General features: G+C 44.9%; 18 protein-coding genes and 1 tRNA gene. 9 read left to right on the top strand and 10 right to left on the bottom strand.

Annotated elements, in window-relative coordinates:
* Positions 1-38: 38 nt before the first annotated feature.
* From BUB86_RS01290 to BUB86_RS01275, 4 genes are all read right to left on the bottom strand, one after another.
* Positions 39-1,685 (bottom strand): ATP-binding protein, encoded by a 1,647-nt coding sequence (locus tag BUB86_RS01290; RefSeq protein ID WP_073204146.1) that lies wholly within the window; start codon positions 1,683-1,685, stop codon positions 39-41.
* Positions 1,686-1,796: 111 nt separating this feature from the next.
* Positions 1,797-2,489: a hypothetical protein gene (locus BUB86_RS01285; RefSeq protein ID WP_073204145.1), complete on the bottom strand. Its 693-nt coding sequence runs from the start codon at positions 2,487-2,489 to the stop codon at positions 1,797-1,799.
* A gap of 11 nt (positions 2,490-2,500) precedes the next feature.
* A complete protein-coding gene (locus BUB86_RS01280; protein WP_139261284.1) occupies positions 2,501-2,992 on the bottom strand; it encodes an SH3 domain-containing protein in 492 nt (163 codons plus the stop codon).
* A gap of 6 nt (positions 2,993-2,998) precedes the next feature.
* A complete protein-coding gene (locus BUB86_RS01275) occupies positions 2,999-5,341 on the bottom strand; it encodes an NPCBM/NEW2 domain-containing protein (protein WP_073204140.1) in 2,343 nt (780 codons plus the stop codon).
* A gap of 104 nt (positions 5,342-5,445) precedes the next feature.
* On the opposite strand from BUB86_RS01275, the gene BUB86_RS01270 reads away from it, so the two are divergent.
* Both BUB86_RS01270 and BUB86_RS01265 read left to right on the top strand, forming a co-directional pair.
* Complete coding sequence (locus BUB86_RS01270; protein WP_139261282.1) at positions 5,446-5,808, top strand: hypothetical protein; 363 nt, start codon at positions 5,446-5,448, stop codon at positions 5,806-5,808.
* Positions 5,792-6,445 carry a DUF1963 domain-containing protein gene (locus tag BUB86_RS01265; RefSeq protein ID WP_175549369.1) on the top strand — a complete coding sequence of 218 codons (654 nt, stop codon included), beginning with the start codon at positions 5,792-5,794 and terminating at the stop codon, positions 6,443-6,445. The genes BUB86_RS01270 and BUB86_RS01265 overlap by 17 nt, the downstream gene beginning before the upstream one ends.
* A gap of 120 nt (positions 6,446-6,565) precedes the next feature.
* On the opposite strand, the gene BUB86_RS01260 is transcribed toward BUB86_RS01265, so the two are convergent.
* Entirely contained in the window at positions 6,566-9,664 is a 3,099-nt protein-coding gene (locus BUB86_RS01260; protein WP_139261280.1) for a leucine-rich repeat domain-containing protein, read from the bottom strand.
* A 1,105-nt stretch (positions 9,665-10,769) separates the two neighbouring features.
* Between BUB86_RS01260 and BUB86_RS17115 the strand changes: the two genes are divergently transcribed.
* On the top strand, positions 10,770-10,961 hold the full coding sequence (locus tag BUB86_RS17115) for a hypothetical protein (RefSeq protein WP_139261278.1): 192 nt from the start codon (positions 10,770-10,772) through the stop codon (positions 10,959-10,961).
* Positions 10,962-11,112: 151 nt separating this feature from the next.
* Here BUB86_RS17115 and BUB86_RS01255 read toward each other — a convergent pair.
* Positions 11,113-11,197 (bottom strand) — tRNA-Leu (locus BUB86_RS01255).
* A 156-nt stretch (positions 11,198-11,353) separates the two neighbouring features.
* On the opposite strand from BUB86_RS01255, the gene BUB86_RS01250 reads away from it, so the two are divergent.
* A complete protein-coding gene (locus tag BUB86_RS01250; RefSeq protein ID WP_073204128.1) occupies positions 11,354-12,451 on the top strand; it encodes a mannose-1-phosphate guanylyltransferase in 1,098 nt (365 codons plus the stop codon).
* Here the strand turns inward: BUB86_RS01250 and BUB86_RS01245 are convergent, their stop codons facing one another.
* The 4 genes from BUB86_RS01245 to BUB86_RS01230 all read right to left on the bottom strand — a co-directional run bounded on the left by BUB86_RS01245 (position 12,452) and on the right by BUB86_RS01230 (position 15,407).
* Positions 12,452-12,844: an HIT family protein gene (locus BUB86_RS01245; protein ID WP_073204125.1), complete on the bottom strand. Its 393-nt coding sequence runs from the start codon at positions 12,842-12,844 to the stop codon at positions 12,452-12,454.
* A gap of 2 nt (positions 12,845-12,846) precedes the next feature.
* Entirely contained in the window at positions 12,847-13,314 is a 468-nt protein-coding gene (gene greA, locus BUB86_RS01240) for a transcription elongation factor GreA (protein ID WP_073204122.1), read from the bottom strand.
* Between the two features lie 150 nt (positions 13,315-13,464).
* Positions 13,465-14,421, bottom strand: a complete 957-nt coding sequence (locus tag BUB86_RS01235) for a phosphatase PAP2 family protein (RefSeq protein WP_073204119.1) — start codon at positions 14,419-14,421, stop codon at positions 13,465-13,467.
* Entirely contained in the window at positions 14,412-15,407 is a 996-nt protein-coding gene (locus tag BUB86_RS01230) for an NAD-dependent epimerase/dehydratase family protein (protein WP_073204117.1), read from the bottom strand. Before BUB86_RS01230 ends, BUB86_RS01235 begins: the two co-directional genes overlap by 10 nt.
* A gap of 163 nt (positions 15,408-15,570) precedes the next feature.
* Between BUB86_RS01230 and rnr the strand changes: the two genes are divergently transcribed.
* The 5 genes from rnr to BUB86_RS01200 all read left to right on the top strand — a co-directional run.
* Positions 15,571-17,769: a ribonuclease R gene (rnr, locus tag BUB86_RS01225; protein WP_073204114.1), complete on the top strand. Its 2,199-nt coding sequence runs from the start codon at positions 15,571-15,573 to the stop codon at positions 17,767-17,769.
* Between the two features lie 121 nt (positions 17,770-17,890).
* A complete protein-coding gene (locus BUB86_RS01220; RefSeq protein ID WP_073204111.1) occupies positions 17,891-20,569 on the top strand; it encodes a 4-alpha-glucanotransferase in 2,679 nt (892 codons plus the stop codon).
* Between the two features lie 2 nt (positions 20,570-20,571).
* Positions 20,572-22,788 (top strand): glycoside hydrolase family 97 protein, encoded by a 2,217-nt coding sequence (locus BUB86_RS01215; RefSeq protein WP_073204109.1) that lies wholly within the window; start codon positions 20,572-20,574, stop codon positions 22,786-22,788.
* Positions 22,789-22,796: 8 nt separating this feature from the next.
* On the top strand, positions 22,797-24,701 hold the full coding sequence (pulA, locus tag BUB86_RS01210) for a type I pullulanase (protein ID WP_081373021.1): 1,905 nt from the start codon (positions 22,797-22,799) through the stop codon (positions 24,699-24,701).
* Between the two features lie 401 nt (positions 24,702-25,102).
* Positions 25,103-25,388, top strand: a 286-nt coding sequence (locus BUB86_RS01200) for a helix-turn-helix domain-containing protein (RefSeq protein WP_139261276.1), incomplete at its 3' end; no start/stop codon positions are given.

Genomic DNA, 25,388 nt, shown 5'->3' with positions numbered 1-25,388 from the left:
TCCCCACTTTATGGGTGCTTTAGAGACTTGTACTCTTTTTATCTTGGCAGTGTCAAGATGAATCTTGCGCCAGGACTATAGCTGGTATCAAGAGTCACATCGCCTCCCATTCGGCGGGCCAAGCTTCTGGCTATCGTTAGTCCGATACCTGTTCCCTCATAAAAATCGTCAAGCTGAACAAACTCTTCGAAAATATGTTCTGCCTCATTGGGCGGAACTCCTATTCCATTATCTTCAACGGCCAGTTCTATTGTGTTTGGTTTTGCCATAACGGTCAGACGAACATACTTATCAGTTGCACCTCCTGAAAACTTACGGGCATTATCTAAAATCAGAGATAGTGCACGAACAGCCGAATTCAGATTTGTTACGACATTCACTTTTTCGGCTTCAGGTTCTATTGACAGTTCAAACTTTATTCCGTTTGCATCAGCTATGCTAGTTGCTGTTACCGCATCGCCAGCTATCTGGGCTGCGGTAGTATTTTCATTACGTTCAATAACATTACGGCTACCAGCATCGCTGAGTTCTAACATCTTGTTTACCAGATTAGTTATGCGATTGGTATTCAGTACTATATCCTGACCTATCTTTATTTTCTCATCATCTTGCAGTTCTAATCCTGGAGTTGTAATAACCTGTACAAATCCACTTAGTATGTTTAGTGGTGTACGTATTTCGTGCGATATCTGTTTGATGAAGTTACTCTTCATCTTCGATGACTCTTCAGCTTTCTCTGTTGCTGCAATCAACTGACGATTGGTTTCTTCAAGCTCCATGTGGCTCATCTCAAGAATCTTGTAATTGGTCTCGAGCATAGCATTGGCTATCTTTAACTTTTTGCGCGATCTATAAGAAAGGAAGATATAGGCCCCTACAAACAGTACGCCAACGGCCCCAAACAGATACCAAACCCAAACGGGGATCTTGCTTTTGGCAGTCTCCACGATGTCGTTTCCATAAATCTCGTCAACAATGCCTTCGGCCTCCATCATAGCTATCTCGCGGCTGATGTCGTCTATCAGATCCTGATTATGGCTTACATAGCAATACTCACGAGGCTGCATTGATATATCTTCTGCCTGCAATTGGTCAAGATGGTAATGATTAATAAGATATTTGGCCTGATAGCGATAGCATATTACAGCATCATACTTACCTTTGGCCAAGTCACGAATCGCCTCATCCAGATCATACACACGCACGCTGATGGCGCCTTCGCGGTCCATCAATTCGCCGATAGGTCGTGAATTCAGAAATGCAAATGTCTTACCCTTAATATTACGGAAATCAAAAGATTTATAGTCCGACTTACGATAGACAACCTGATAATACAGTCGGAAGATGGGGCGTGAATAGCATACACTATCTTTGCGATAGGATGAATACACCATCATAGCCAGATCGATATCACCTTTAATCAGAGACTCTTCGACCTTTTTCCATGTGCTAGGCACATAATAGAACTTAACACCCATTCTACTCATCAAAGCGCGAGTAAAAGTAACGTCGTATCCATGCGGTATTCCATTCTTATCTACATACTGAAGCGGAGCGTAGTTTGCATCAAGTCCTATGGTTATCGTCGGATTTGGTACACTTTTCTGCGCGCTGACTCCAACGGTAGTCAGGAAACTGAGCAATACAGCTACCAGCAGCATCCATCTGCGATTATCTAGCTTCATTTTCGCAACGCGTATTATTATTATCATTCCTTTTCGGTTGCAAAGATACGAAAAAACATACAATATGCAAAGAATAATGAATTTTTATTTTCAATAATACTTTTTGCTTGATTAATCAAAGATAACTCGAGGGTTCATAGTTCCTGGTGAACGCCATTGAATGCCGTATTCCGCTAAGATATCGCGTTTGGCGGCCCAATATCGGAAGCAGAAACCCATGAATCGAGGCTCATCTTTAAGTTGCTCATAGAGCTTTTGCTCTACCTCGTCTATCACCTCGAGATATTCTTTACTATCCTCAACGGGGTCGTATTTCAGCATAGGATTCTCTATCTTATCCAAAAAGTAATGGCAATCGTCTGCATCTATTCCCGCTGAAGCAGCAATAGCTAAGGCCTGTTGGAAAGCCTGCTTGGCTTGCTGGCGGCGCTGGTTGTTGTAATAACACTGCCCCATCTGTAGCCAGGTATCATATCGCCATTGTTGATATGCCTCTATATCAGGTTGTTCGTTCAACAGTTGCTGAGTTTTCTCTAACAACGGTTTTGCTTTCCACCCTTGATCGTCTGCTATCAGATACTCGGCTAATTTGGTGATGGCGACAGTATAATCGCCTAAAGCCTCGAGCGAGGGCGACTGCTGATACAGTCGATAAGAGATATCCACCAATGGTGTGAGCAAGAGAACGAACTCCTTTGGCGAGAGTTTGTCTAAATGCTCGCCAATATATTGACCCAGATATTCTAACTTTTCCTGATCGGATGTTAGTTTTTCGGCTTTCTTCAATATGTTGATAATATCCATACGCGTGATTATTAGAAGATAACTTCATCGTCTGCCTGACCGCCTTTCACCTCTTCAACCACGTCTTCAGGGGTAGCTGCCTTTTGGGGTTTAACCGCTGGCTGTTCTTGGTTTTTAGGTGTATCACCAGTGTTCTTGGCTGCAGATGATTTCGATGATTTTTTAGTTTTACTACTCTTCGTATTCTTCTTAGATATATCAGTACACAAGCTCTGCTTGATGTAGGCTATGCGATTGTCTGAAATGCGCACCTGATACCAGCCGTCTTCTTCAGCTAAGACATCCAGCACATCGCCTCCGCTCAGTAGTAGTTTGTCGTCTGTATTACCACTTACGGTAACAAAACCGTAACTGGTACCAGGACCAGTGCGAAGATTGGCGGTTTTAACGGCTACTTTTACTTGTTTCAATACACCGTCATTCTGGCTGCTATTGCCGCTACATTTATAATACACCCAGCAACCTGCCAGCACAACAATTAGGAATTTGATAAAACTTTTCATATCTTTTTACTCTTTTTTCTTGTTTTTCTTAACACTCATGTCATAAAGCACATACTGTCCAGAACGCACATCGCCACACTCCAGCCAGAACATCAACTGTGTACTCCTATTTACCGGTACGGTATAGGTGGTGGGCTGCATATCGTCGGTCAGCATAAACTCGCCCACTTTTACTTGGTCGGCAAAGACATCGAGACGTACGGGTGGCGCCTTCGCTTTTTCACCCATAAAGCCACCTAACACCTCCTCATAAGGATCGACGAAAACTGACTTGTTGGCCACCGTAAAGGTACAAGTGTCATACTCGCCAAAGATGTTGAATGCTGCCGCTGATGACTGATAGCCTCCAGGGCCGAAGAGCGACAACACGCCCAGGTTCAGGTTGTTTGCCTTGGCTCTGTCTTGTACTCTTTCGCCTTTCTCGCGGGCTTCTTTCGATAAGTTGAGCATGGTGATGGGCAAAGCTGATGCACCTGCAGTAACACCTGTAGCAGCACTCACGTTACTGCTGGAGATCTCGCCGCCAGCACCAGTCAGGAACATAAAGGCAAGGTCCATAAATGTTACGTTCTCGAAGGCAAATGGAATATTTGTCTCTAGCATAACACCTTTGTATATCTTTGTTCCGTCTTTCATGTTGAAGTATCGGCGCAACGAACCACCATTCTGGAAGCAGTCATTAAAGTCAAAGTTTGTCATCCTGCTTAGGTAGCGACCAACAAAGTGGAAATATGGTCGTTTACAAAGATCAATCAGGTCGGCCGAATCGGGGCATTCTGGTTTTGGATGTTCATAGAGGTTGTTGGCCACTACCTCTCCACGATAAAGGGTAATGTCGCCAAAGCCGAAGTATGGCTGGGTATCGCTGCCTGTACCAGGTTTGGCAAACATCACGGTTCGGCATTTGTTTAGCGGAATAGTGAAGTGCTGATTGGGCCAGGTGCAATGGATGACTGTATCAAGCACCACCTTGTCATCGACGTAGATGCGGATGTTATCGTCGGACATCACCCGTCGGTTAGTCAAAGCACCAACGGTGAAGGTCATGTAGTCGAATTCTCCAGCCAAATCAAATTTATAGTAAGAACTGATATCTTCGCCAAGAAGTGTCGCTCCGCTGGTCAGCACAAAACCTTCGTTGAATGATTCGCCTCCCATCGAGAAAGTGATATAATCAGACTCGCCTTTGAACACGCTATTCTTGTAATTCACAATACCCTGAACAGAATAGGGCTCGATGTTGGATACCAGTCTGCACACATCAGGTAATTGTGACAGTTTGCTTTTCGATCCGTTTACTTCGCCTGCTTTAGGTAGCAATGCCATATCATAATTGGTAGGATAGGCAAATATATTAACTACTCCAAAGACGATGCCGCCCATAAGACGGTGAAGTTCGTCTATGCTATGAAACGAAATTTGATTGATACCTTCTACATCCAACACAACCTGTTCGGCTAAGTCGCGCTCTCCTAATCGCTTTTCATACAGGATTTTGCCATCGCCCTTAACAGTTAGCCATCCTGTGGCCATTGTCGATTGGTTGTCGCGAGGGCCGACAATAAACGAAATCTTACTATACTTTTTCTGCAGCCAGAAGTAGGCCCACGCCTCATTATTGCCCGTAAAGGCCTGATTAGCAGTAAATTGAAGCCCGGTTTTGTATTCTACCTGGTTCATCCGGATGTTGGCAACACTTTCAAATCCCTCAACCTTTTTCGATGTAATAGGGTGCACCCAACCTGTTTGGCGCATAAAATGAGGAAAGAGCTGACCAACCAATTGCACGCGATCGTTTGTGGGAATGGCGCGCAGCGGATCGGCAGTGGGCTTGTATTCCTGACCTGCTTTCCATAGTTTCACGGCTCCAAATGCTACATCGGTAGAGCCTTTTGGCAAATCAAAGCGTAACTGACGGGCCCCGTTCAACTCTATGACGCACTCTTGTGGAGCGTCGTGGTTCCAAACTACTTTATCAAGCACTTTCTTGCCGTCGGCTTTCATAGTCAGGATTACGTATTCGCCTTCTCCGGCTCCTTTCGGGTCATATGGGCCAAGTACAAAACTGATTTTATCGTAGTTGTCTTTAAGATCGAAAACGGCATATCCGGAATTCTTCTCTGCTATCAGTCCGTGCTTTCCTGATTCAATAACAAAACCTCCTTTATATTTGTAGGAGGCTATTTTCATGACGTCGCTACCTTTGGTGGGATATGCATGATATAGAAAAGAACTGGAGGGCTTGTAGATATCAGAAAGATATGTTTGAGCTTTGCTGGCTATCACTACGTTTAATAGCAATAACAGCACTATAGCCTTCTTACAAATTGGTTGATATATTTCCTTCATTATCGTAAGTTATTGGTCGTATCTGTTTGCAAAGATACAAAAAAATGTGTAATCTCATGCTTTTTGCGAAAAAAAAGATTATCTTTGCACAAATATCACTTGTTATGGCTATTGCGTGTCAGATCATCATTTATAAAAGCTACAGCGACCGAGGCGCTTTCATGTTTAAAGAAACATGGAAGACGTCCGATGTAGACGAAGCCGAACTTAAGGAGGGCGAAACCATCCCAAATTGGCCTTACACCGGTGCGCCTGTGGTTGACTATTATGATGGCTATCGTCTTGACTTGACATACGAAGGAAAGTCGTTCAGCATCAATGCTGGCGACGAAGTTATGCTAGCCCTAGGGTCTGGCCCTGAGGACTATGGCGTTATCTGTACTATACAAGAATGCATAAAACTCCTCGAACCAACTGACGAAGAAGATTATATAGATGATGATGGACGATATGACGCATGGACATAAGGGCATAATCAGTATACAGACAAAACCTGCAAACAACCCTCTGTTTGGCCAAAGCAAATGGTGGGGTGAGCCTGATATGCCAGAAGAATTGGACTGGCCCGAAGTGAAGGCCATTGACGAGAGCGGGAATGAATTTCTTGACCCGCTGACTTTCGTCTGCCAGATACGTTGTGAGGATATAGCCTCATTTGACCCAGAGGGGTGGCTTCCGCACAAAGGTATGCTTTACTTCTTTGCTGCTCTCGACTATTTCCTTGGCGACATAGACACCCCCACCTATCCTGGTATCGGGCAATGGCGGCAAAACTATTTCCGTGTGCTTTTTTCTCCTAACTGCGAACAATTGCATACACATCACCTTAACTATCCTGATGGCACGTCGGCTACACTTCCTGCCGAGGCGATTACTTTCTTGCCAAGTAGCGAGGCTGATGACGGCAATCGCCTTTTGGGATATCCCTATATAGAAGATGTACGCGAGAATATGCCAGATATGATATCGCTTTTGCAAATTGAAGAAAACGACCATTGGAATCTTACTTTCCACGACTGTGGCATGCTTTATTTTCTCATCCATCCAAAGCAATTACTTGCCCGCAAATGGAATCAAACATGCTGCTATCTCTATTCTTTATAAATGAAAACAGTTTGACCACTATGTAACGGCTTGGGATTTTGAGTGAAACGTTTTCGATTGAAAAACAAAAAGTGCTGCAAGCGAAGAACTTGCAGCACTTTTTTGTTCATAGCGTTGTCTTTATTGCACTACCACTTTCTTGGTTGTGCCATCATCCATCCGGATGATGTTAATACCCTTCTGTAATCTGCTTAATGGCTTACCATCAATCGAGAATATCTTTGCCTTGCCACCATTCTCAATCAACACGCCATTGATGCCAGAAGCTTCGTCAAATCCCATAATAGTGCCGAAACTGCTCCATGGTGCTGTTGTCTTATATGCAGTTACTAAGTTGTCGTTAACAAGCAGAGTTGCACTACTAATTGGTGTATTTTCGAAAGCATCAGCAGCGGTGTTAGGTACGCTCTCAGCATAACAGCTAATCTTCAGCCCGTTATTGCCTCTGGTCTGTGAAGTAGGTGTTATATTACCAAATGCCCTAGTACCGATGTGGGTTACTGATTTACCTATTATAATAATAGTAAGATTGCTACATCCTTCGAATGCATAGTCACCTATGCTGGTAACACTCTCTGGCAGAGTAACGCTGGTAATCTTCGTGTTATTCTTAAACGCTCCATCGCCAATCGATGTAACAGCCAATATCTTACCATTTATTTCTATGTTCTCAGGAATCACCACTTCACCGCTAAAATCATCGCCCTTAACAATCGAAGCCGCATCGCCAGATGCATCATAAGCAGGATCGCTACCAGCATAGTCCTTCCAATCGTAGCTATCCATTCTATATTTCGGAATCCAGCCCTTAGCCTTAGCAGCTGCTACCTGAGTGGTTGTCATCACATTACCTTCGTTTTTGTAGATAATATACATTTCACCATTTTCTACTAATGGCAGACTCTCAATAAGGGCATCCATTCCCTTGCCCTTTATTTGGTTAGAAAAACAAGATAACAATTTCAGTGCAGTATTCTTTGAGACATCGAGCGAGGTTAATAGGTTACTATCGCAATAAAACCATTTCAACCCATGATTATGTGAAACATCAAGAGAGGCAATCTGGTTATTATCGCAATGCAATTCTTTCAACTTAGTATTCTTTGATACATCAAGGGAAGTTAACTGATTTTCACTGCACCACAACTTAGTCAACGCAGTATTCTTTGACACATCAAGTATAGTTAACTGGTTAGAACCACAGCCCAACGATGTCAACGCAGTATTCTTTGACACATCAAGTGAAGTTAACTGGTTAGAACCACAGCCCAACGATGTCAACGCAGTAAAGAACTCTATGCCTTTTAAGTCTGAGATATTTTTACTACTTACATTTATTTGAGATATAGCAGCAATTTCATCTGCAGTAATCACACCATCCTCACCATACGACTGCTTCATTAGCCAATTACGGAAATTGGCATCTGGGAAATTCGTCTCGTTGATTGTAATACCTGTAGCTGGTTCGCTGCCTGCATATTTTGCATAGAAATTATCGATACACCATATTGGAGTCCACCCCTTTGCTTTAGCAGCTGCTACTTGAGTGGTAGTCATCACATTGCCCTCGTTTTCGTTATTGCCGTTGATAACATACATATCACCTGTTTTTACTGTTGGCAGACTCTCAACAAGTGCATCCATTGCCTCACCCTTTATCTGGTTAGACCAGCAATACAATTCTTTCAACTTAGTATTCTTTGATACATCAAGCGTGGTTAACTTGTTAGAATTGCAATTCAACGATGTCAACGCAGTATTCTTTGATACATCAAGCGTGGTTAACTTGTTAGAATTGCAATACAACGATGTCAACGCAGTATTCTTTGATACATCAAGGAATGTTAACTGGTTATCACCGCAAATCAACGATGTCAACGCAGTATTCTTTGATACATCAAGAGAGGTTAACTGGTTAGAAACACAGGCCAAAAATGTCAATGCTGTATTCTTTGATAGATCAAGGGTGGGTAACGGGTTTGCATCACAGCTCAGAGATGTCAACGCTGTATTCTTTGACACATCAAGGGATGTTAACTGATTAGAACCGCAAGCCAGGCTTGTCAACGCTGTATTCTTTGACACATCAAGGGATGTTAACTGATTAGAACCGCAAGCCAGGCTTGTCAACGCTGTATTCTTTGACACATCAAGGGATGTTAACTGATTAGAACCGCAAGCCAGGCTTGTCAACGCAGTATTCTTTGATACATCAAGGGAGGTTAACTGGTTAGAACCGCAAGCCAGGCTTGTCAACGCAGTATTCTTTGATACATCAAGGGAGGTTAACTGGTTAGAATCGCAAGCCAATTTTTTCAACGCAGTAAATACCTCTATGCCTTTTAAATCTGTGATGTTTTTACCCCTTACATCCATTACAGATATAGCAGTAATTCCATCTTCAGTAATCACACCATCCTTGCCATAGGTCTGAGACTTTAAATAATCACGGAATTTTTTATCTGGGAAATTGATTTCGTTAATAACAATATAGTAATTAAATGCCATCCATTGTTGATTGGTATAGATCTGCGGAATCCACCCTTTGGATTTTGTAGCCTTGACTTGAGCAGGGGCCATATCGTTGCCATCTGATCCCTCATAGATAATATTTAGTTTGCCATTCTCAACTATTGGTAGACTTTCAATAAACGCATCCATTGCTTCGCCCTTTATCTGGTTAGAATAGCATTCCAACTCTTTCAATGCAGTGTTCTTTGATACATCAAGGGAGATTAACTGGTTTTTTGCGCAATCCAACTTGATCAGCGCATTAAAATACTCTATGCCTTTTAAGTTTGAGATTTTTTTACTAGATACATTCATTTCAGTTGTAGCTGCAATTTCTGCGTCAGCAATTTTATCACCCTTACCATACGACTGGGATTTTAAGAATGCACGGAAATTCTCATCTGGGAAATTGGTTTCGTTGATATCAACAAAGTAATTAAATGCCATCCATTGTTGATTGGTATAGATCTGCGGAATCCATCCTTTGACTTTAGCAGCCTCAACCTGACCAAGAGTCATTTCGTTGTTATCTGTTTTTCCAGAGATAACATAAAGTTTGCTATTCTCTACTTTTGGTAGGTTTTCAATAAGTGCATCCATTCCCTTGCCCTTTATTTGGTTAGAACTGCATTTCAACTCTTTCAATGCAATGTTCTTTGATAGATCAAGAGAGGTTAACTGGTTATCATAGCATTCTAACGTTGTCAACGCAGTATTCTTTGATAGATCAAGGGAGGTTAACTTGTTAGAAGTGCAATCTAACTTGACTAGTGCAGTGTTCTTTGACACATCAAGGGAAGTTATCTTGTTTCCAGAGCAGGTTAAAGTTGTCAACGAAGTAAAAAATTCTATTCCTTTCAAATTAGTTATATAATAAGCGTTTCCATCTTGAGGATATAGTATATAAGTCTGAAATATAATGGATGTAATAGAAGCAATTTCCGCATCAGTAAGCACACCATCCTTGCCATAGGATTGATCCATTATCCAATGTCGGAAAGCATAATCTGGGAAATTGGTTTCGTTGATTTCCACATCGGCCCGGGCTTGCACAAAGCAGAATAAGGCCAGGATTGCTAAAAGTAATTTTCTGGTTTTCATTGTTACAATATTTGAGTTTTCTAATTTTAGCATATTTATAAGATTCTTGTACATACACAAAAAAAAGGCGCACACTATCGCCATACGCCTCACGGTTCACCACAAACCATACCTATATACGGGAGAATCTGCGCCCAATACGGGGCAGCTCCAATAATAGGTATTGCTCTTTTCTCGCGGTGGTGATTGTGAGGCTTTAGAGCAAATATGTCTTGTGAATCTTTCGAAACACGATGCAAAAATATGGAAAATTGATTTATCTACCAAATGTTTTGGCGGAAAACTTCAATTTTGTGTGATATTCCCAGTAGGGGAATGGAACGTTCCCTAACTGGGAATAAAATGTTCCCAAGTTGGGAATCAAATGTTCCCTAACTGGGAACATTTTTACCACCTTTTATATATATGGTGTGGAACCTTAGAATGAGTGTTTTTTTATAGTTATAACAAAAAATCCCTTCATCTCTCACAAAATCTCTCGAAACGCCCGTGCACAAAGGGATTAAGAGGGGTGAGAGATTTCTAAAATCCCTCCCTAATCTCTCATGAATCTCTCATGTAATCCCTCCATAAAAAACACCCTCAGCCAATTCGTTAACATTTGAAGAAAAAATGCAATATAATGGCCGAAAAATTTGGATTTGCCTTTTTTTGTATCTTTGCACCATGAAAAGGACGCTGTGAAAAGCTCACCAACTGTAGACTATAAAATATGAGAAAAAACGAAACTATGCGTGGGGCATGCTGTGCCTCACAAGAGGTAACGCTCGCAATCGAGCAGTTCCTCATGGAGAACTACCATTTTCGTCGAAACACCCTGAACGGAAAGGTAGAATTCGTATTACGATGTGGTTCCAGTAAAAGTTGCATGAGGGGAAAGCATGAGGGATTCATGAGAGATTAGGGAGGAATTTTAGAAATCTCTCACACCCCTCAAAGCCTTTGTACACGGGCGTTTCGAGAGATTTCATGAGAGATTGAGAGATTTTTACGAATTATACAAAAAAAATGCTGCAAGTGAAAAACTTGCAGCACTTTGTTGCTTCTTGGAGGTTTGGTACCCAGACCCGGGATCGAACCGGGATGGATTGCTCCACTGGTGTTTGAGACCAGCGCGTCTACCGATTCCGCCATCTGGGCTTGACAGTTCAAGCTATTTCATCTCCTAAAGCGGGTGCAAAGATACGACTTTTATTTGAATTAGCAAAAGAAAATGAAAAAAAACTTAGAATTTCTTGCCAGTATCACATTTTATTCATATCTTTGTGGGTAGAATTAATGCTAAAACCCTATTGAATGGAAAAAACTGATCAGAAGAACTACTGTGTGATTCTCGCCGGGGGTCGCGGTCAGCGATTGTGGCCCGTAAGCAGAGAGCAGCACCCTAAACAGTTTCTTGACCTTTTTGGCACAGGACGCACATTGTTGCAGTCAACGCTCGACCGTTTTAAGAAACTGCTACCCATAGAGAATATATTAGTATGTACATGCGCGGGATATCATCAGTTGGTAAAGGAACAACTGCCCGAAGTGTCCGAACAGAACATCATAGTTGAACCCATACATCGCAACACGGCTCCCAGCGTGGCGTGGGCATCGATGCGCATTCTGCATAGAAATCCCAATGCCAACATCATCGTATCGCCATCAGACCAGCTGGTGCTGAACGAAACTTCGTTTGCCCACAGCATGGATGTGGGTATAGGCTATGTATCAGAGAACCATGTACTGCTGGCAATGGGCGTAAAGCCCACCCGACCAGAACCTGGCTACGGATATATACAGCTGGGCGACCTGAGCTGCAAGCCCGATGTGTATAAGGTAAAATCGTTTACTGAGAAACCTGAGCGCGACTTTGCACGCATGTTTATGGAGAGCGGCGAGTTCTATTGGAATACAGGTATCTTCATTTCGAGTGCCTACCATTTGCTTGATACCTTTGAGCACGTGTTCCCATCGGTACTCAGAAACCTGCGCTACGACAATCCGAACTACACTCACGAAGAGGAAATGAAGTTTGTAGCCGAAAACTATCCTCGCTACCCGAACCTATCGCTCGATTACGCCATCCTGGAGCAGAGCGATAACAACGTGTTTGTGATGAAGTGCGACTTTGGCTGGGCCGACCTTGGAACATGGCACGCCATATACGAGGTGATGCACAAGGTAACAGACGATAACGTGGTGATGGACTCGGAGGTGATACTTGAGGACTGCAAAAACAACATCATCAAGTTGCCAAAGGGCAAGTTGGGTGTGTTTAACGGTTTGGAGGGCTACATAGTTGCCGAGGAGGACGGGGTGCTACTCATCTGCAAGAAGAGCGACAACTCGTCGATGGTAAAGAAATATGTAAACGAAGTAAGGATTAAATATGGTGATGAGTTTGTGTAATCACACAAACTCACCACGTATTTTCTCTGCGACAGCCTTAAACTCTTCCTCAGTAAGCTTAAGCTTCTCGCGACGGAAGTCAACATCAGCCTCACTCTGCATTGGGATGAGGTGGATATGAGCGTGGGGAACTTCAAGGCCCAGCACTACCTGAGCAACCTTCTTACATGGGAAGGCCTTCTTGATGGCCAAAGCCACACGCTTAGCAAACACCTGATAACGAGCCAACTCGTCGTCGTCCATATCGAAGATGTAATCAACCTCACGACGTGGAATCACCAGAGTGTGCCCCTTTACCAGCGGATTGATATCAAGAAATGCGTAGAACTCCTCGTTCTCGGCGCATTTATAGCTGGGAATTTCGCCAGCAGCGATTTTGCTAAAAATATCCATAATTATCCTACAGTAATCTTGTCGATACGAAGCTTGATGGTGCCACGTGGAATCTTCACTTCCACCTCGTCGCCCACCTTATGATTAAGCAGTCCCTGAGCAATAGGGGTCTGAATAGAGATCTTACCCTCGCGCAGATTAGCCTCACTCTCACTAACGATAGTATAGGTCATCTTAGCCTTGTTGGTAAGATTAGTCATCTCAACCTTAGAAAGAATCTGAACAGAGTCAGTGCTCAAACGGCTGGTATCTACCACCTTAGCTTCAGAAATAGTCATCTTGAGCTGATTGATCTTATCCTCAAGATGAGCCTGAGCCTCCTTAGCAGCATCGTACTCTGAGTTCTCACTCAAATCACCCTTCTCACGAGCCTCGGCGATAGCTGCAGATGCCTTTGGGCGCTCAACAGCCTCTAAACGATGAAGTTCGGCTATCAGTTTGTCGTAGCCTTCTTGTGACATGTATGCCATAACATTTCAATATTTAATGATTTTACTTTTTACTATAAAGTTGGACGGACAAAAAAGAAAAGAATCCCGACTCACACAGTGTCGGAATCCTCGGATTTAATATGTCGTATCCTTACTTATTCGGTTGCAAAGATAAGCAATATTTTCGAATCAAACAAATTTTTTCGATAAAAAAAACAAAACCGCATATATTACCACAGCCGAAATCCAACCTCCTATTACATCGACAGCATAGTGCGCCTGAATGTAGACGGTGGCAAAGCACATCAGCACGTAGAAGGGCAGAAGCGTATAGAGTAGTTTACGATTGCGTGCATGCCAAGCCAGGAATAACAATATGGTGGTAACACCGACGTGACTACTTGGGAAAGCAGCTGTGGGACGTTCGCCAGCGGCATGGGCACTGGCCACACACTGATAGAAGAATCCATCCTTCCATCCAGGTATTGGCAACGCTTCGTCATGGCTAGCAAAGTAATCGCCCACGTTAGGAAAATGCCCTTGAGCAATCTGATCGACACCAGCCGCCAGATAGTAATACTGCGGACCTGTAACTGGCAACAGTATAAAAATAACGTAATAGACAAAGAACGATGCCAATATTATAAATGTGACACGGGTGAACTCCTGATACCGATACAGAAAATAATATAGCGTTACCAAGGCAATGAGCGGATAATACGAGGCATAGCCTAAGTGCATCAGCTCGCTGAACACAGGATTAGAGAGTTTCTGTGAGAACAACAGAGCTGGCTGCATGTGGAACAATTGCTGTTCATAGCCCGCAAACACGTGGTCTAGGTTATGAAACATGCGGTTGAACTCGTAAGTATCAGGATACCACCAAGATAGTAGTGCCATCTGGGCTCCCACCCTACACATCATCGTGAATCGGCAGGGAACCATCCTGTATACTCCCCAAAGAGCCAGCGTCATCACCAGGAATCGCGTCCGGCCCCAAAGCATTGACTCAGGATTCTGCAGTTTAGTGTATGTTACGAGCATCAGCACCAGAGTGAACAGCATATAAGCCAATATCACCCACTCTACCGCCAATAGTCCCTTACGAGGTTTACGCTCAAGCTCAAATATCTTCTTTATAACCATTGGTTGTCTTTATACCATTTTATAGTTTCCTTTACGCCTCGTTGCAAGTCGTACTCTGGCTTATAACCCAGTTCGTTAATAGCTGGCTGTATGTCGCATCGCCAATTGCGCTGACGCAGGATGTTATACTTATCGTTATTAAGAGCGGTTACCTTTCCTGTAATTCGTCCGATATATTCACCAAAGAAGGTTACCACACGCAGCACCCAGATAGGAGCCTTGATACGAATCCACCATGGGCGGCCCAATTCCTCATGAATCAGATTACTGAAAGTCTCACTCTGATACACGTTACCATCGCTCAAGAAGTACTTGCGTCCGTTTTCGCCCTTATCCAATGCCAGGAACACAGCTTTCACCACATCCTTTACATAAACAAAGGTGATGTCCTGACGCTTATAACCCACAGCAAAATCAGAATGCTGTTTGATACTTTTGGCCATAATAAAGTAGTCTTTCTCACGAGGACCATATACGCCTGTCGGTCTTAATATAATATAAGGTACGCGCGAGGCCATCTGCTCAAGATACGCCTCGGCAGCCAGTTTGCTCTTTCCGTAGGCGGTATTCGGCCTTGGAGTATCACTCTCCTTAATCTCCTCGTAAGGTTGTTGCTCTTTGATGGCTCCAAAGATACTTAGACTGCTGATGAAGACAAATCGCTTAAGAGGCATACCAACCTCCAAAAGCGCATCAACCAGCTTCTTGGTGCCTTCGGTATTGATACGCGCAAAGTCCTGCTTGTTCAAGCACTTGGTTACTCCTGCAGCATGAACCACATAGTCGAACTGATGACCACGCAATTGTTCAACGAGCTGACTCTTTGATGAGAGGTTCAGCTCGATGAAGTTGATACGCTCATCCTGCAGATATGCCTTAGAACTGCTCTTGCGCACCACGGCCCAAGTATCGAAACCCTGTCGAAGAGCTTCTTCAACAATAAAAGAGCCGATAAAACCGCTTGCACCTGTTATTAATATCTTCATACAGTTAACGAATTTGCCTGCAAAGGTACTAAAAAAAGCCTACGGATTATACGGATTATACGGATTTTTAATTAAAATGACATAATTTCCGTATAATCCGTATAATCCGTAGGGAAAAATTACTATCTTTGCAGTCAGAAAGGAAAATAAAAACAACATATCTATGGGAAAGAAGAAAGGTGGAAAGAGACTGGGCAAGAAGCAGGTAAGCGAACTGCTGCAGAACCTGTTCCAGCATAATCCGAACGAGACATTTACATTCAAGCAGATATTCAAGGTACTGAAACTAGATACCCATCCGCTCAAGATGCTGGCCATCGATGTGATGGAAGAGATGGCGTGGGATGACTTCCTGTCGAAGGTTAGCGACAACTCATACCGCCTGAACCTGAAGACGCAGGTACAAGAGGGAACGTTCCATCGTAAGGCTACCGGACGAAACTCGTTTACGCCTGAGGATGGAGGTACTCCGGTATTTGTGGCCGAGCGCAACTCTATGTCGGCAATGGACGGCGATAAGGTGAAGGTATCGTATATGGCCCGCAGAGACAAGCACATTAAGGAGGCGATGGTGATTGAAATCGTTAAGCGCGCCCACGACACGATTGTAGGTAAGCTGAGAGTAGAAAAGGATATGGCCTTCTTGGTAACGCCCGACTCTACCTTTGTACACGACATCATCATACCTAAGCGCAAGCTGAAAGGCGGAAAGACTGATGATAAGGCGGTAGTAAAGGTTATCCAGTGGCCCGATCAGGATCATAAGAACATCATTGGATCGGTAGTAGACATTCTTGGAAAGACTGGCGAGAACAATGCCGAGATGCATGCCATCCTGGCTCAGTACAACCTGCCCTACAAGTATCCTAAGAACGTGGAGGAGGCTGCTGAGAAGATTGATGCAGCCATCACCCCAGAGGAGATAGCCCGCAGAGAGGACTTCCGTGGGGTATTCACCTGCACCATCGACCCAAAAGATGCCAAGGACTTCGACGACGCCCTGTCTATCCGCAAAATGGACAACGGACTTTGGGAGGTTGGTGTACACATCGCCGACGTATCACATTATGTTCGCGAAGGCTCGACTATCGACAAGGAGGCTTACGCCCGAGCTACCAGTATCTATCTGGTTGACCGCACCATCCCCATGCTGCCTGAGCGGCTCTGTAATTTTATCTGCTCGCTGCGCCCTGATGAGGAGAAGCTTTGCTATAGCGTTATCTTCCAGATGGACGACGAGGCCAACATCAAGAATTGGCATCTGGCACATACCGTTATCAAAAGTGATCGCCGCTATGCCTACGAGGAGGTTCAGCAGATACTGGAAGACAACGGCGTGAAAGACGGCACAGGCGAACCTGCACCAGCAGCCACCAAGAATAATCCTTATAAGGGTGAAAATGCCGAACAACTGATAACCCTCGATGCACTGGCCAAGAAACTGCGTGCTGCTCGCTTCAAGAACGGAAGCGTGAAGTTTGACCGCGAGGAGCTGCACTTCGACATTGATGAGACTGGAAAACCCACAAAGGCTTACTTCAAGGTTTCGAAAGATGCCAACAAGCTGATTGAGGAATTTATGCTCCTGGCCAACAAGACCGTTGCTGAGAGTATAGGCAAAGTCAAGAAAGGCGTGAAGGCAAAGACACTGCCCTATCGTATACACGACCAACCAGATCCACAGAAACTGGAGAATCTGCGCGAGTTTGTTGCCAAGTTCGGTTACAAGGTAAAGACAGCAGGCACCAAGGGAGCTATCACCAAATCGCTTAATGCCCTGATGTCGCAGGCAGAGGGAACACGCGAGCAGAATGCCATCGAGACGGTTGCACTGAGAGCAATGATGAAGGCCAAGTACAGTGTTCATAACATTGGTCACTATGGTCTGGCATTCGATTATTACACGCACTTCACCTCACCTATCCGTCGTTATCCCGACATGATGGTACACCGCTTGCTAACCAAGTATCAAGATGGAGCACGTTCGGCAAACAAAGATAAGTATGAGGAGTTCTGCGAGCACTGCAGCGACATGGAGCAGATATCGCAGAATGCCGAGCGCGATTCAATCAAGTATAAGATGGTAGAGTTTATGGCCGACAAGATTGGTAACACCTACGATGCGCACATCAGCGGCATACAATCATACGGCATCTACGCACAGATAGACGAGACCCACTGCGAGGGAATGATTCCCATCCGTGACCTGGGTAACGACTATTACGACTTTGACGAAAAGAACTATATGATTATCGGACGTCGACACCATACTAAATACCAATTAGGTGACCCCATCCGCATACAAGTAGCACGTGCTAACCTGGAGCGTAAACAGCTGGACTTCACGTTAGCCGAAGATTAATTAGAACAAGGTCGTCTCAATGCAATCGTTTGCATCGAGAAACAATCAAATACAGACCCGTTTGGAAACACCGAACGGGTTATTTTCGTACTTTTGCCAAAAATAACTAAAGACAATTGGTATGAAGATCAATTTCAACCTAGAGTACCAGACAACCTTCGGAGAAGAACTGGCACTGAACATCCTAAAGGATGGTAAAACGGAACAGCACAAAATGTGCACCATCGACGGATTGCACTGGACGTGCGAAATGAATAAGGCGGTGAAAGACAGCGCCCACATTGACTATTTCTATACCGTGATGCGCGGTGACGCCGAGACTCGCCACGAATGGCTTGTTATTCCGCACCGATTGGAGTTTGCAGCCACCAGAGGCGCCAAGTACACTGTTTACGACCATTGGATTGACATTCCAGAAGATTCGTATATGTACTCTACTGCATTCACTGAGTGTGTAGCAGCCCGCAAGCAGAATATGAGCGCACAAACTCCATATGGAAAAACCGTGCGACTGAAGGTACGCGCACCACAGCTGCGTAACAACGAACGTCTGGCTCTGATAGGCGAAGGCGATACGCTTGGTAATTGGGAGGCTAAGCGAGCTATAGAAATGGTTGAACACGAGAACAACGAGTGGGTAATCACTCTGAATGCCGACCAGTTGGGACGCACATTCGAGTTTAAGTTCGTTGCTCTTGACGAAGCTGTTGATGTAACACCTTTGTGGGAGAACGGTATGAACCGTACCATCGAACTGCCTCAATTAGAAGCAGGCGATGTCGTAGTTTACGAACTTGCACAGGCATACTTCCCTGTATATCCATGGAAGGGGGCTGGTACAGTTATCCCCATCTTCTCGCTGCGTAGCGAAGGAAGCTTCGGTGTAGGCGACTTTGGCGACCTGAAGATGATGATTGACTGGTGCGACAAGACCAAACAGCGTGTGCTGCAGGTATTACCTATCAACGATACCAACATCACCCATACTTGGCAGGATTCATATCCATATAACTCCATCAGTATCTATGCTCTGCACCCACAGTACACAGACCTGCGACAGCTGCCGCAGCTAAAGGACGAGAAACTGCGCAAGGAGTATGAGGTTCTGCAGAAAACCCTGAACGCCCTGCCACAGATAGACTATGAACGCGTGAACAATGCCAAAATGGACTATCTGCGAGCCATCTATGCTCAGGAAGGTGCAAAGGTCATGAAGACTGCAGCATTCAAGCAGTTCTTTGAGCAGAATAAGGATTGGCTGGTGCCATACGCAGCATTCTGCCATTATCGTGATCTATACGGTACAGCCACATTCCAGGATTGGCCCGACCATCATACACTGCCAGAAAAGGAGCGCGAGGATATGACAAAAACTACCACTAAGCTATATAAAGAGGTAGCATTCTGGTACTTTGTTCAGTTCAACCTCGACCAGCAGATGCGTGCTGCACACGCTTATGCCAGAGAGAAGCGCGTAGTACTGAAGGGCGATATCCCTATTGGTATCAGTCGCGACGGTGTTGAAGCCTGGGTAGAACCAAAGTACTTCAACCTGAACGGACAAGCCGGTGCTCCGCCCGATGCTTTCTCGGCTAACGGACAGAACTGGGGATTCCCAACATACAACTGGGATGCCATGCTGGAAGACGGTTGCTCGTGGTGGGTTCGCAGATTCCGCAAGATGTCGGAGTACTTTGACGCATACCGTATCGACCACGTACTGGGTTTCTTCCGCATTTGGGAGATTCCTATCGATGCTGTTCACGGATTGCTTGGTCAGTTCTCACCATCGCTCGGCATGACCCGCGAGGAGATTGAGGCTTATGGACTTCATTTCCAAGAGGAACTGTTCACAAAGCCATTCATTGCCGATTGGACACTAGACCGCATGTTCGGCGAGCATGCGCAATATGTAAAGGAGAACTTCCTGAATCACGCTCACGACGACATCTGGCAGATGAAGCCGGAATTCGATACTCAGCGTAAAGTAGAGGCAGCCTTTAAGGGCAAGACCGATGAGGCAGATATCAACCTGCGCGATGGATTATATGCTCTGATCAGCGATGTACTCTTTGTTCGCGACCGCAAGAACAATGACAAGTTCCATCCAAGAATCGGTGTACAGAATGACTTTATCTACCAGGCACTTTGGGACAATGACAAGCAAGTGTTCAATCGATTGTACAACGACTACTTCTACCGTCGCAACAACCAGTTCTGGTATACTGAGGCCATGAAGAAATTGCCACGTCTTACTCAGGCCACCCGCATGTTGGTATGTGCCGAAGACTTAGGAATGGTGCCCGACTGTGTACCTTGGGTCATGAATGAATTGCGTATTCTAAGTCTTGAGATTCAGTCGATGCCAAAGGATCCCACTGTTCGATTCGGTAAGCTATCGCATAATCCATATCGTTCTGTATGTACAATATCTACCCACGATATGTCGACACTGCGCCAATGGTGGGATGAAGACGAGGAGCGTACTCAGGCATACTATAATGCTTCATTGCGCCGTGGCGGAGCAGCTCCTCACCCACTGCCAGGATGGCTGGCAAAGGATATTGTGAGCCGTCATCTCACTTCGCCATCTATGCTCTGTCTGTTGTCATATCAGGACTGGATGAGCATTGACGAGAACCTGCGCCTGCCCGATCAGAACGCTGAGCGCATCAATATTCCGGCCAACCCACGCCATTATTGGCGTTACCGTATGCACATGACAATAGAGCAGTTGCTACAGGCCGATAGTCTCAATGAAGAAATCAGCACATTAATTATTCAAAGCGGAAGAAAATAAAAATGAAAAAATTACTCTTATCGCTGGCTATGCTACCCCTTATGGCTATTGCCGGCAATGTAAAATCGCCTAACGGCAATATTGAATTGAAATTCTCAGTGAATAAGGAGGGGCGTCCCGTCTACGAAATGACTTATAAAGGACGTGAAGTCATTAAACCTTCGTTTCTGGGATTGGAGCTGGCAAAAGACAAACACGCTTCAGCCGGACTGAAAGAGACCGACCTGATGGACGGATTCAGTATTAAGGATGAAAAAACGAGTGAGTTCGACGAGACCTGGCAACCTGTTTGGGGCGAGACGAAGAACATTCGTAACCACTACAACGAGCTTACCGTAACATTACAGCAACAGCAACGCCGCGAGATGACTATCCGTTTCCGCGTGTATGATGATGGAATCGGATTTCGTTATGAGTTTCCACAGCAGGCCAATCTCAACTACTTCCTGATAAAGGAGGAGCATACAGAGTTTGCTATGGCTGGCGACCACACTGCATGGTGGTTGCCAGGCGACTACGACACTCAGGAACAGGAGACTCAGGAATGTAAACTCTCTGAGATTCGCGAGAAGATGAAGACTGCCGTTAACTGGAGTAACTCGTCTGTAGCCGTATTCTCACCAACAGGTGTTCAGACTTCGCTCCAGATGAAGAGCAATGATGGTCTTTACATCAATATTCACGAGGCTGCATGTCTGGATTACGCAACCATGCACCTGGAGTTGGTTGACGCAGAGACAAAAGCGCTGACCACACAGCTTGGTGGAGGCAGTAATGCATACACACCTAATCCAACACCATCTGCATATCCATTGCCAAAGCCTATGACATTCGTCAGTCATCTTACTCCTGATGCTACAGGATTGAAGGGCTGCATGCAGACACCTTGCTCAACTCCTTGGCGCACGGTGATGGTATCAGACGATGCCCGCGACATGCTATCGAACAATCTGATTCTGAATCTGAACGAGCCTTGTAAGATTGAGGATACATCATGGATTCATCCTACAAAATACTGCGGTGTTTGGTGGGAGATGATTGTTGGACGAGGCAATTGGCACTATACCAATGAATTCCCCAGCATCCAATTAGATAAGATTGATTGGACAAAGGTTAAGCCCAACGGAACTCATTGTGCAAACAACGAGACAGTTAAGCGCTACATTGATTTTGCTGCCAAGAACGGTCTAGATGAAGTGCTGGTTGAAGGTTGGAACGTAGGTTGGGAAGACTGGGCCAATATGTGGAAGCGCGATGTTTTCGACTTCGTAACACCCTACCCCGACTTCGACATTAAGATGCTGAACGATTATGCCCACTCTAAAGGTGTAAAGATACTGATGCACCACGAGACATCAAGCTCTACCCAGAACTACGAGCGCCACATAAAGGAGGCCTATGAGTTGATGAACAAATACGGATACGACGCTGTCAAGACTGGTTATGTCGGTGATATCATCCCCCGTGGCGACCACCACTATTCACAGTCTATGAACAATCACTACCTCTATGTAATCAAAGAGGCCGCCAAGCACCATATCATGGTAAACTCGCACGAGGCTACACGTCCTACCGGACTCTGCCGCACCTATCCTAATTTGGTTGGTGGCGAGTCAGCACGAGGAACTGAGTACGAGGCCTTTGGCGGTAGCCGTCCTGACCACACTTGTATTCTGCCATTCACCCGTCTGCAGGGTGGTCCGATGGACTACACCCCTGGTATCTTTGAGACACAACTCTCTACCTGGAGCAAGAACACATCATGGGTTCGCACCACTCTCTGCGGTCAGTTAGCACTCTACCTCACCATGTATTCACCACTGCAGATGGCAGCCGACCTGCCCGAGAACTACGAACGCCCCGACTTGGCTCCAGCCTTCCAGTTTATCCGCGATGTAGCATGCGACTGGGATGATTCAAAGTATCTGGAGGCAGAGCCAGCAGACTACATTACTGTAGCCCGCAAAGCAAAGGGAACCGATAATTGGTTCGTAGGCGGAAAGTGCGATGAGAACGGACATAAGACGACAATCAAACTCGACTTCCTCAACAAGGGTAAGAAATATGAGTGCACTATCTATGCCGATGCAAAAGATGCACACTACGAAAAGAATCCTAAAGCCTTTACAATCACCAAACGTGTGGTTAAGCAGGGCGATGTTCTGAAGATTAACGAAGCCCCTGGAGGCGGATTTGCTGTATCACTGATGGCTAAATAACAAAACGAATGAAGAAGTTGATATTCGCAGGATTATTGTCTATGCTACTGCCCAAACAGGCAGTAGCACAGGCTTTTAAGGAGGTTGACTATACTCCTGACCAGACAAAGTTTGTGCTCTTTGCACCCAACAATGCAAAGCAGGTAACCGTACGCATCTATAAGGATGGTTTGGGAGGCAAAGCCATAAAAACCGTCAAGATGCAGAAAACCAGCAACGAGCAGTGGTCTACCACTATCAAAGGCGACCTGATGGGAAAGTTCTACACCTTCGACATCGGTAAAGGCGAGTGCCCTGGTGTATTTGCCAAGGCAGTAGGTGTCAATGGTAAGCGTGGAGCTATCATTGACATGAAAAAGACCGACCCCGAACATTGGTGTTGCGACCAGCATCCCGTATTGAAATCGCCTGCCGATCTGGTTATCTATGAGATGCATCATCGCGACTTCTCCATCAATCGTAAGGATGCCAAATACCCAGGTAAGTTCTTAGCGCTTACTGAGCCTTGGGCCATCGAGCACCTGAAATCACTGGGTGTAAATGCCATTCACATTCTGCCCAGCTATGATTACGGATCAGTTGACGAGACACGTCTGAATGAACCACAGTACAATTGGGGATACGACCCTGTAAACTACAATATCCCCGAGGGAGGTTATTCTACGAACCCCTATAAGCCCGAAGTCCGCATTAAGGAATTCAAGCAAATGGTAAAAGCCATGCACGATGCTGGCATCAGAGTGATTCTCGATGTGGTTTATAACCACACATACGACATCGAGCATTCGAACTTCCAGCGCACTTATCCCGACTATTTCTATCGCAAAACCGCCGATGGTAAATACAGCAACGGAAGTGGTTGCGGCAATGAAACAGCCTCAGAGAAGCCGATGATGCGCCAATTTATGATTGAAAGCGTAAAGTACTGGATTAACGAATACCACATCGACGGATTCCGCTTCGATCTGATGGGTGTTCACGACATCGAGACGATGAACGCTATCCGTCAGGCTGTCGATGACATCGATCCCACCATCTTTATTTATGGCGAGGGTTGGAGTGCAGGCAGCTGTGCTTATCCACAGGAGAAGCTCGGCATGAAGGCCAACATCCCACAGATGCCATGCATCGCTGCCTTCAGCGATGAGATTCGTGATGCACTGCGCGGTCCGTTCAGCGACGACACGAAACCTGCCTTCTTAGCTGGAGAACCAGGCCACAAGGAGAGCATCAAATTCGGCATTGCTGGTGCCATCTGTCATCCACAGGTGGATATGACCAAGGTCAACTACAGTGTCGAGCCATGGGCCACAGAACCTACACAGATGATTAGCTATGTAAGCTGTCACGACGACATGTGCCTGGTAGACCGTCTGAGGTCAAGCATTCCCGGCATCACAACTGAGGAGCTCATCAAGCTCGACATGCTGGCTCAGACAGCAGTATTCACATCGCAAGGAGTACCCTTTATGCTGAGTGGCGAGGAACTGCTTCGTAATAAAAAAGGAGTACACAACAGTTTCGAATCGCCCGATAGTATCAACGAGTTGCCTTGGGAGAACCTGAAAAAGTATCCTCAGGTATTCTGCTATTACAAGGACCTGATTCAGCTCCGCAAAAATCATCCTGCCTTCCGATTGGGCAACGCTGACTTAGTGCGTAAACATCTGGAGTTTATCGACACTCCAGAAGGTGCAGTGGCCTTCCGACTGAAGAACTATGCAGGTCGCGATGACTGGCGCAACATCATTGTAGTGCTGAACGCCAACAAGGAACCTATTGAAATAACAATCCCAGATAGCAGATATACCATTGTCTGCTGCGATGGCAACATCAACGAAAACGGCCTCGGCACCGTTACAGGCACCAAGACCGTAGTTGATTCACAGTCGGCTCTAATCATTCACGATTAGAGCCTCGGCTATTTTTTAGCTACAACAATATTTCTATCATACCTACCTTCTATATCTCGCGTAACAATCATCCTATGGTATAATTTCCTATTACGGATTTCATCCCAAGAATATTGCTTAGCATCTTTCCACGCAATTAAGAAGAAAAAGCAGGTGTCGGTATTATTAACAAGATAATTTGCATCTATTATGCAGGTTGAATCAGGGTATATATAGCAGTCCTTGAAAACACAGACACTTTGGTCTCCATAAAATATGTCTTCAGATTTTATAACCCTCTCTTGCCATAAAGAGATCTCAGCCGTATCAAGATTGCTATCGATTGGCATCTCGTAACAAGGGATTAATTGTGTTATTATTGTCTTACCCTGAAAAACGTTGAATCAAAAAAACTTTTTAAAATGGAGAAAAACGAAGATTCAGATTTATTGGAGTTGCAAGAACTTGCATTGAGACACAAAGAATCCAAAAAGCAAAAAACTTTGGAGGAAAAACTAATGATTGTGAAAGCTCATTTGTTAAATCATGTTCCAATTTCACAATTGAGTGCAGATTTTCATGTAAATAGACTAACTATTCGCAGATGGATTAGTACCTTTGCAGACGGAAAGGTACCTGACAGAAGAAGTAAAGGAACCCCAGATGTTAAACTAAATCCGTCTAGTATGCCGAAGAAGAGTCAGAAAC

The organism is Xylanibacter ruminicola, from assembly GCF_900142525.1.
Lineage (GTDB): Bacteria > Bacteroidota > Bacteroidia > Bacteroidales > Bacteroidaceae > Prevotella > Prevotella ruminicola_A.
This window is presented reverse-complemented; position numbering and strand designations above follow the sequence as displayed.

Bases quoted from the DNA above. Each gene is read 5' to 3' on its own strand.
- BUB86_RS01245 (WP_073204125.1), bottom strand. From the start codon at position 12,844: ATGGATATTTTTAGCAAAATCGCTGCTGGCGAAATTCCCAGCTATAAA.
- BUB86_RS01270 (WP_139261282.1), top strand. From the start codon at position 5,446: ATGGCTATTGCGTGTCAGATCATCATTTATAAAAGCTACAGCGACCGA.
- BUB86_RS01290 (WP_073204146.1), bottom strand. From the start codon at position 1,685: ATGAAGCTAGATAATCGCAGATGGATGCTGCTGGTAGCTGTATTGCTC.
- BUB86_RS01220 (WP_073204111.1), top strand. From the start codon at position 17,891: ATGAAGATCAATTTCAACCTAGAGTACCAGACAACCTTCGGAGAAGAA.
- BUB86_RS01215 (WP_073204109.1), top strand. From the start codon at position 20,572: ATGAAAAAATTACTCTTATCGCTGGCTATGCTACCCCTTATGGCTATT.
- rnr (WP_073204114.1), top strand. From the start codon at position 15,571: ATGGGAAAGAAGAAAGGTGGAAAGAGACTGGGCAAGAAGCAGGTAAGC.
- pulA (WP_081373021.1), top strand. From the start codon at position 22,797: ATGAAGAAGTTGATATTCGCAGGATTATTGTCTATGCTACTGCCCAAA.
- greA (WP_073204122.1), bottom strand. From the start codon at position 13,314: ATGGCATACATGTCACAAGAAGGCTACGACAAACTGATAGCCGAACTT.
- BUB86_RS01230 (WP_073204117.1), bottom strand. From the start codon at position 15,407: ATGAAGATATTAATAACAGGTGCAAGCGGTTTTATCGGCTCTTTTATT.
- BUB86_RS01275 (WP_073204140.1), bottom strand. From the start codon at position 5,341: ATGAAGGAAATATATCAACCAATTTGTAAGAAGGCTATAGTGCTGTTA.
- BUB86_RS01250 (WP_073204128.1), top strand. From the start codon at position 11,354: ATGGAAAAAACTGATCAGAAGAACTACTGTGTGATTCTCGCCGGGGGT.
- BUB86_RS01285 (WP_073204145.1), bottom strand. From the start codon at position 2,489: ATGGATATTATCAACATATTGAAGAAAGCCGAAAAACTAACATCCGAT.
- BUB86_RS01265 (WP_175549369.1), top strand. From the start codon at position 5,792: ATGACGCATGGACATAAGGGCATAATCAGTATACAGACAAAACCTGCA.
- BUB86_RS17115 (WP_139261278.1), top strand. From the start codon at position 10,770: ATGAGAAAAAACGAAACTATGCGTGGGGCATGCTGTGCCTCACAAGAG.
- BUB86_RS01235 (WP_073204119.1), bottom strand. From the start codon at position 14,421: ATGGTTATAAAGAAGATATTTGAGCTTGAGCGTAAACCTCGTAAGGGA.
- BUB86_RS01280 (WP_139261284.1), bottom strand. From the start codon at position 2,992: ATGAAAAGTTTTATCAAATTCCTAATTGTTGTGCTGGCAGGTTGCTGG.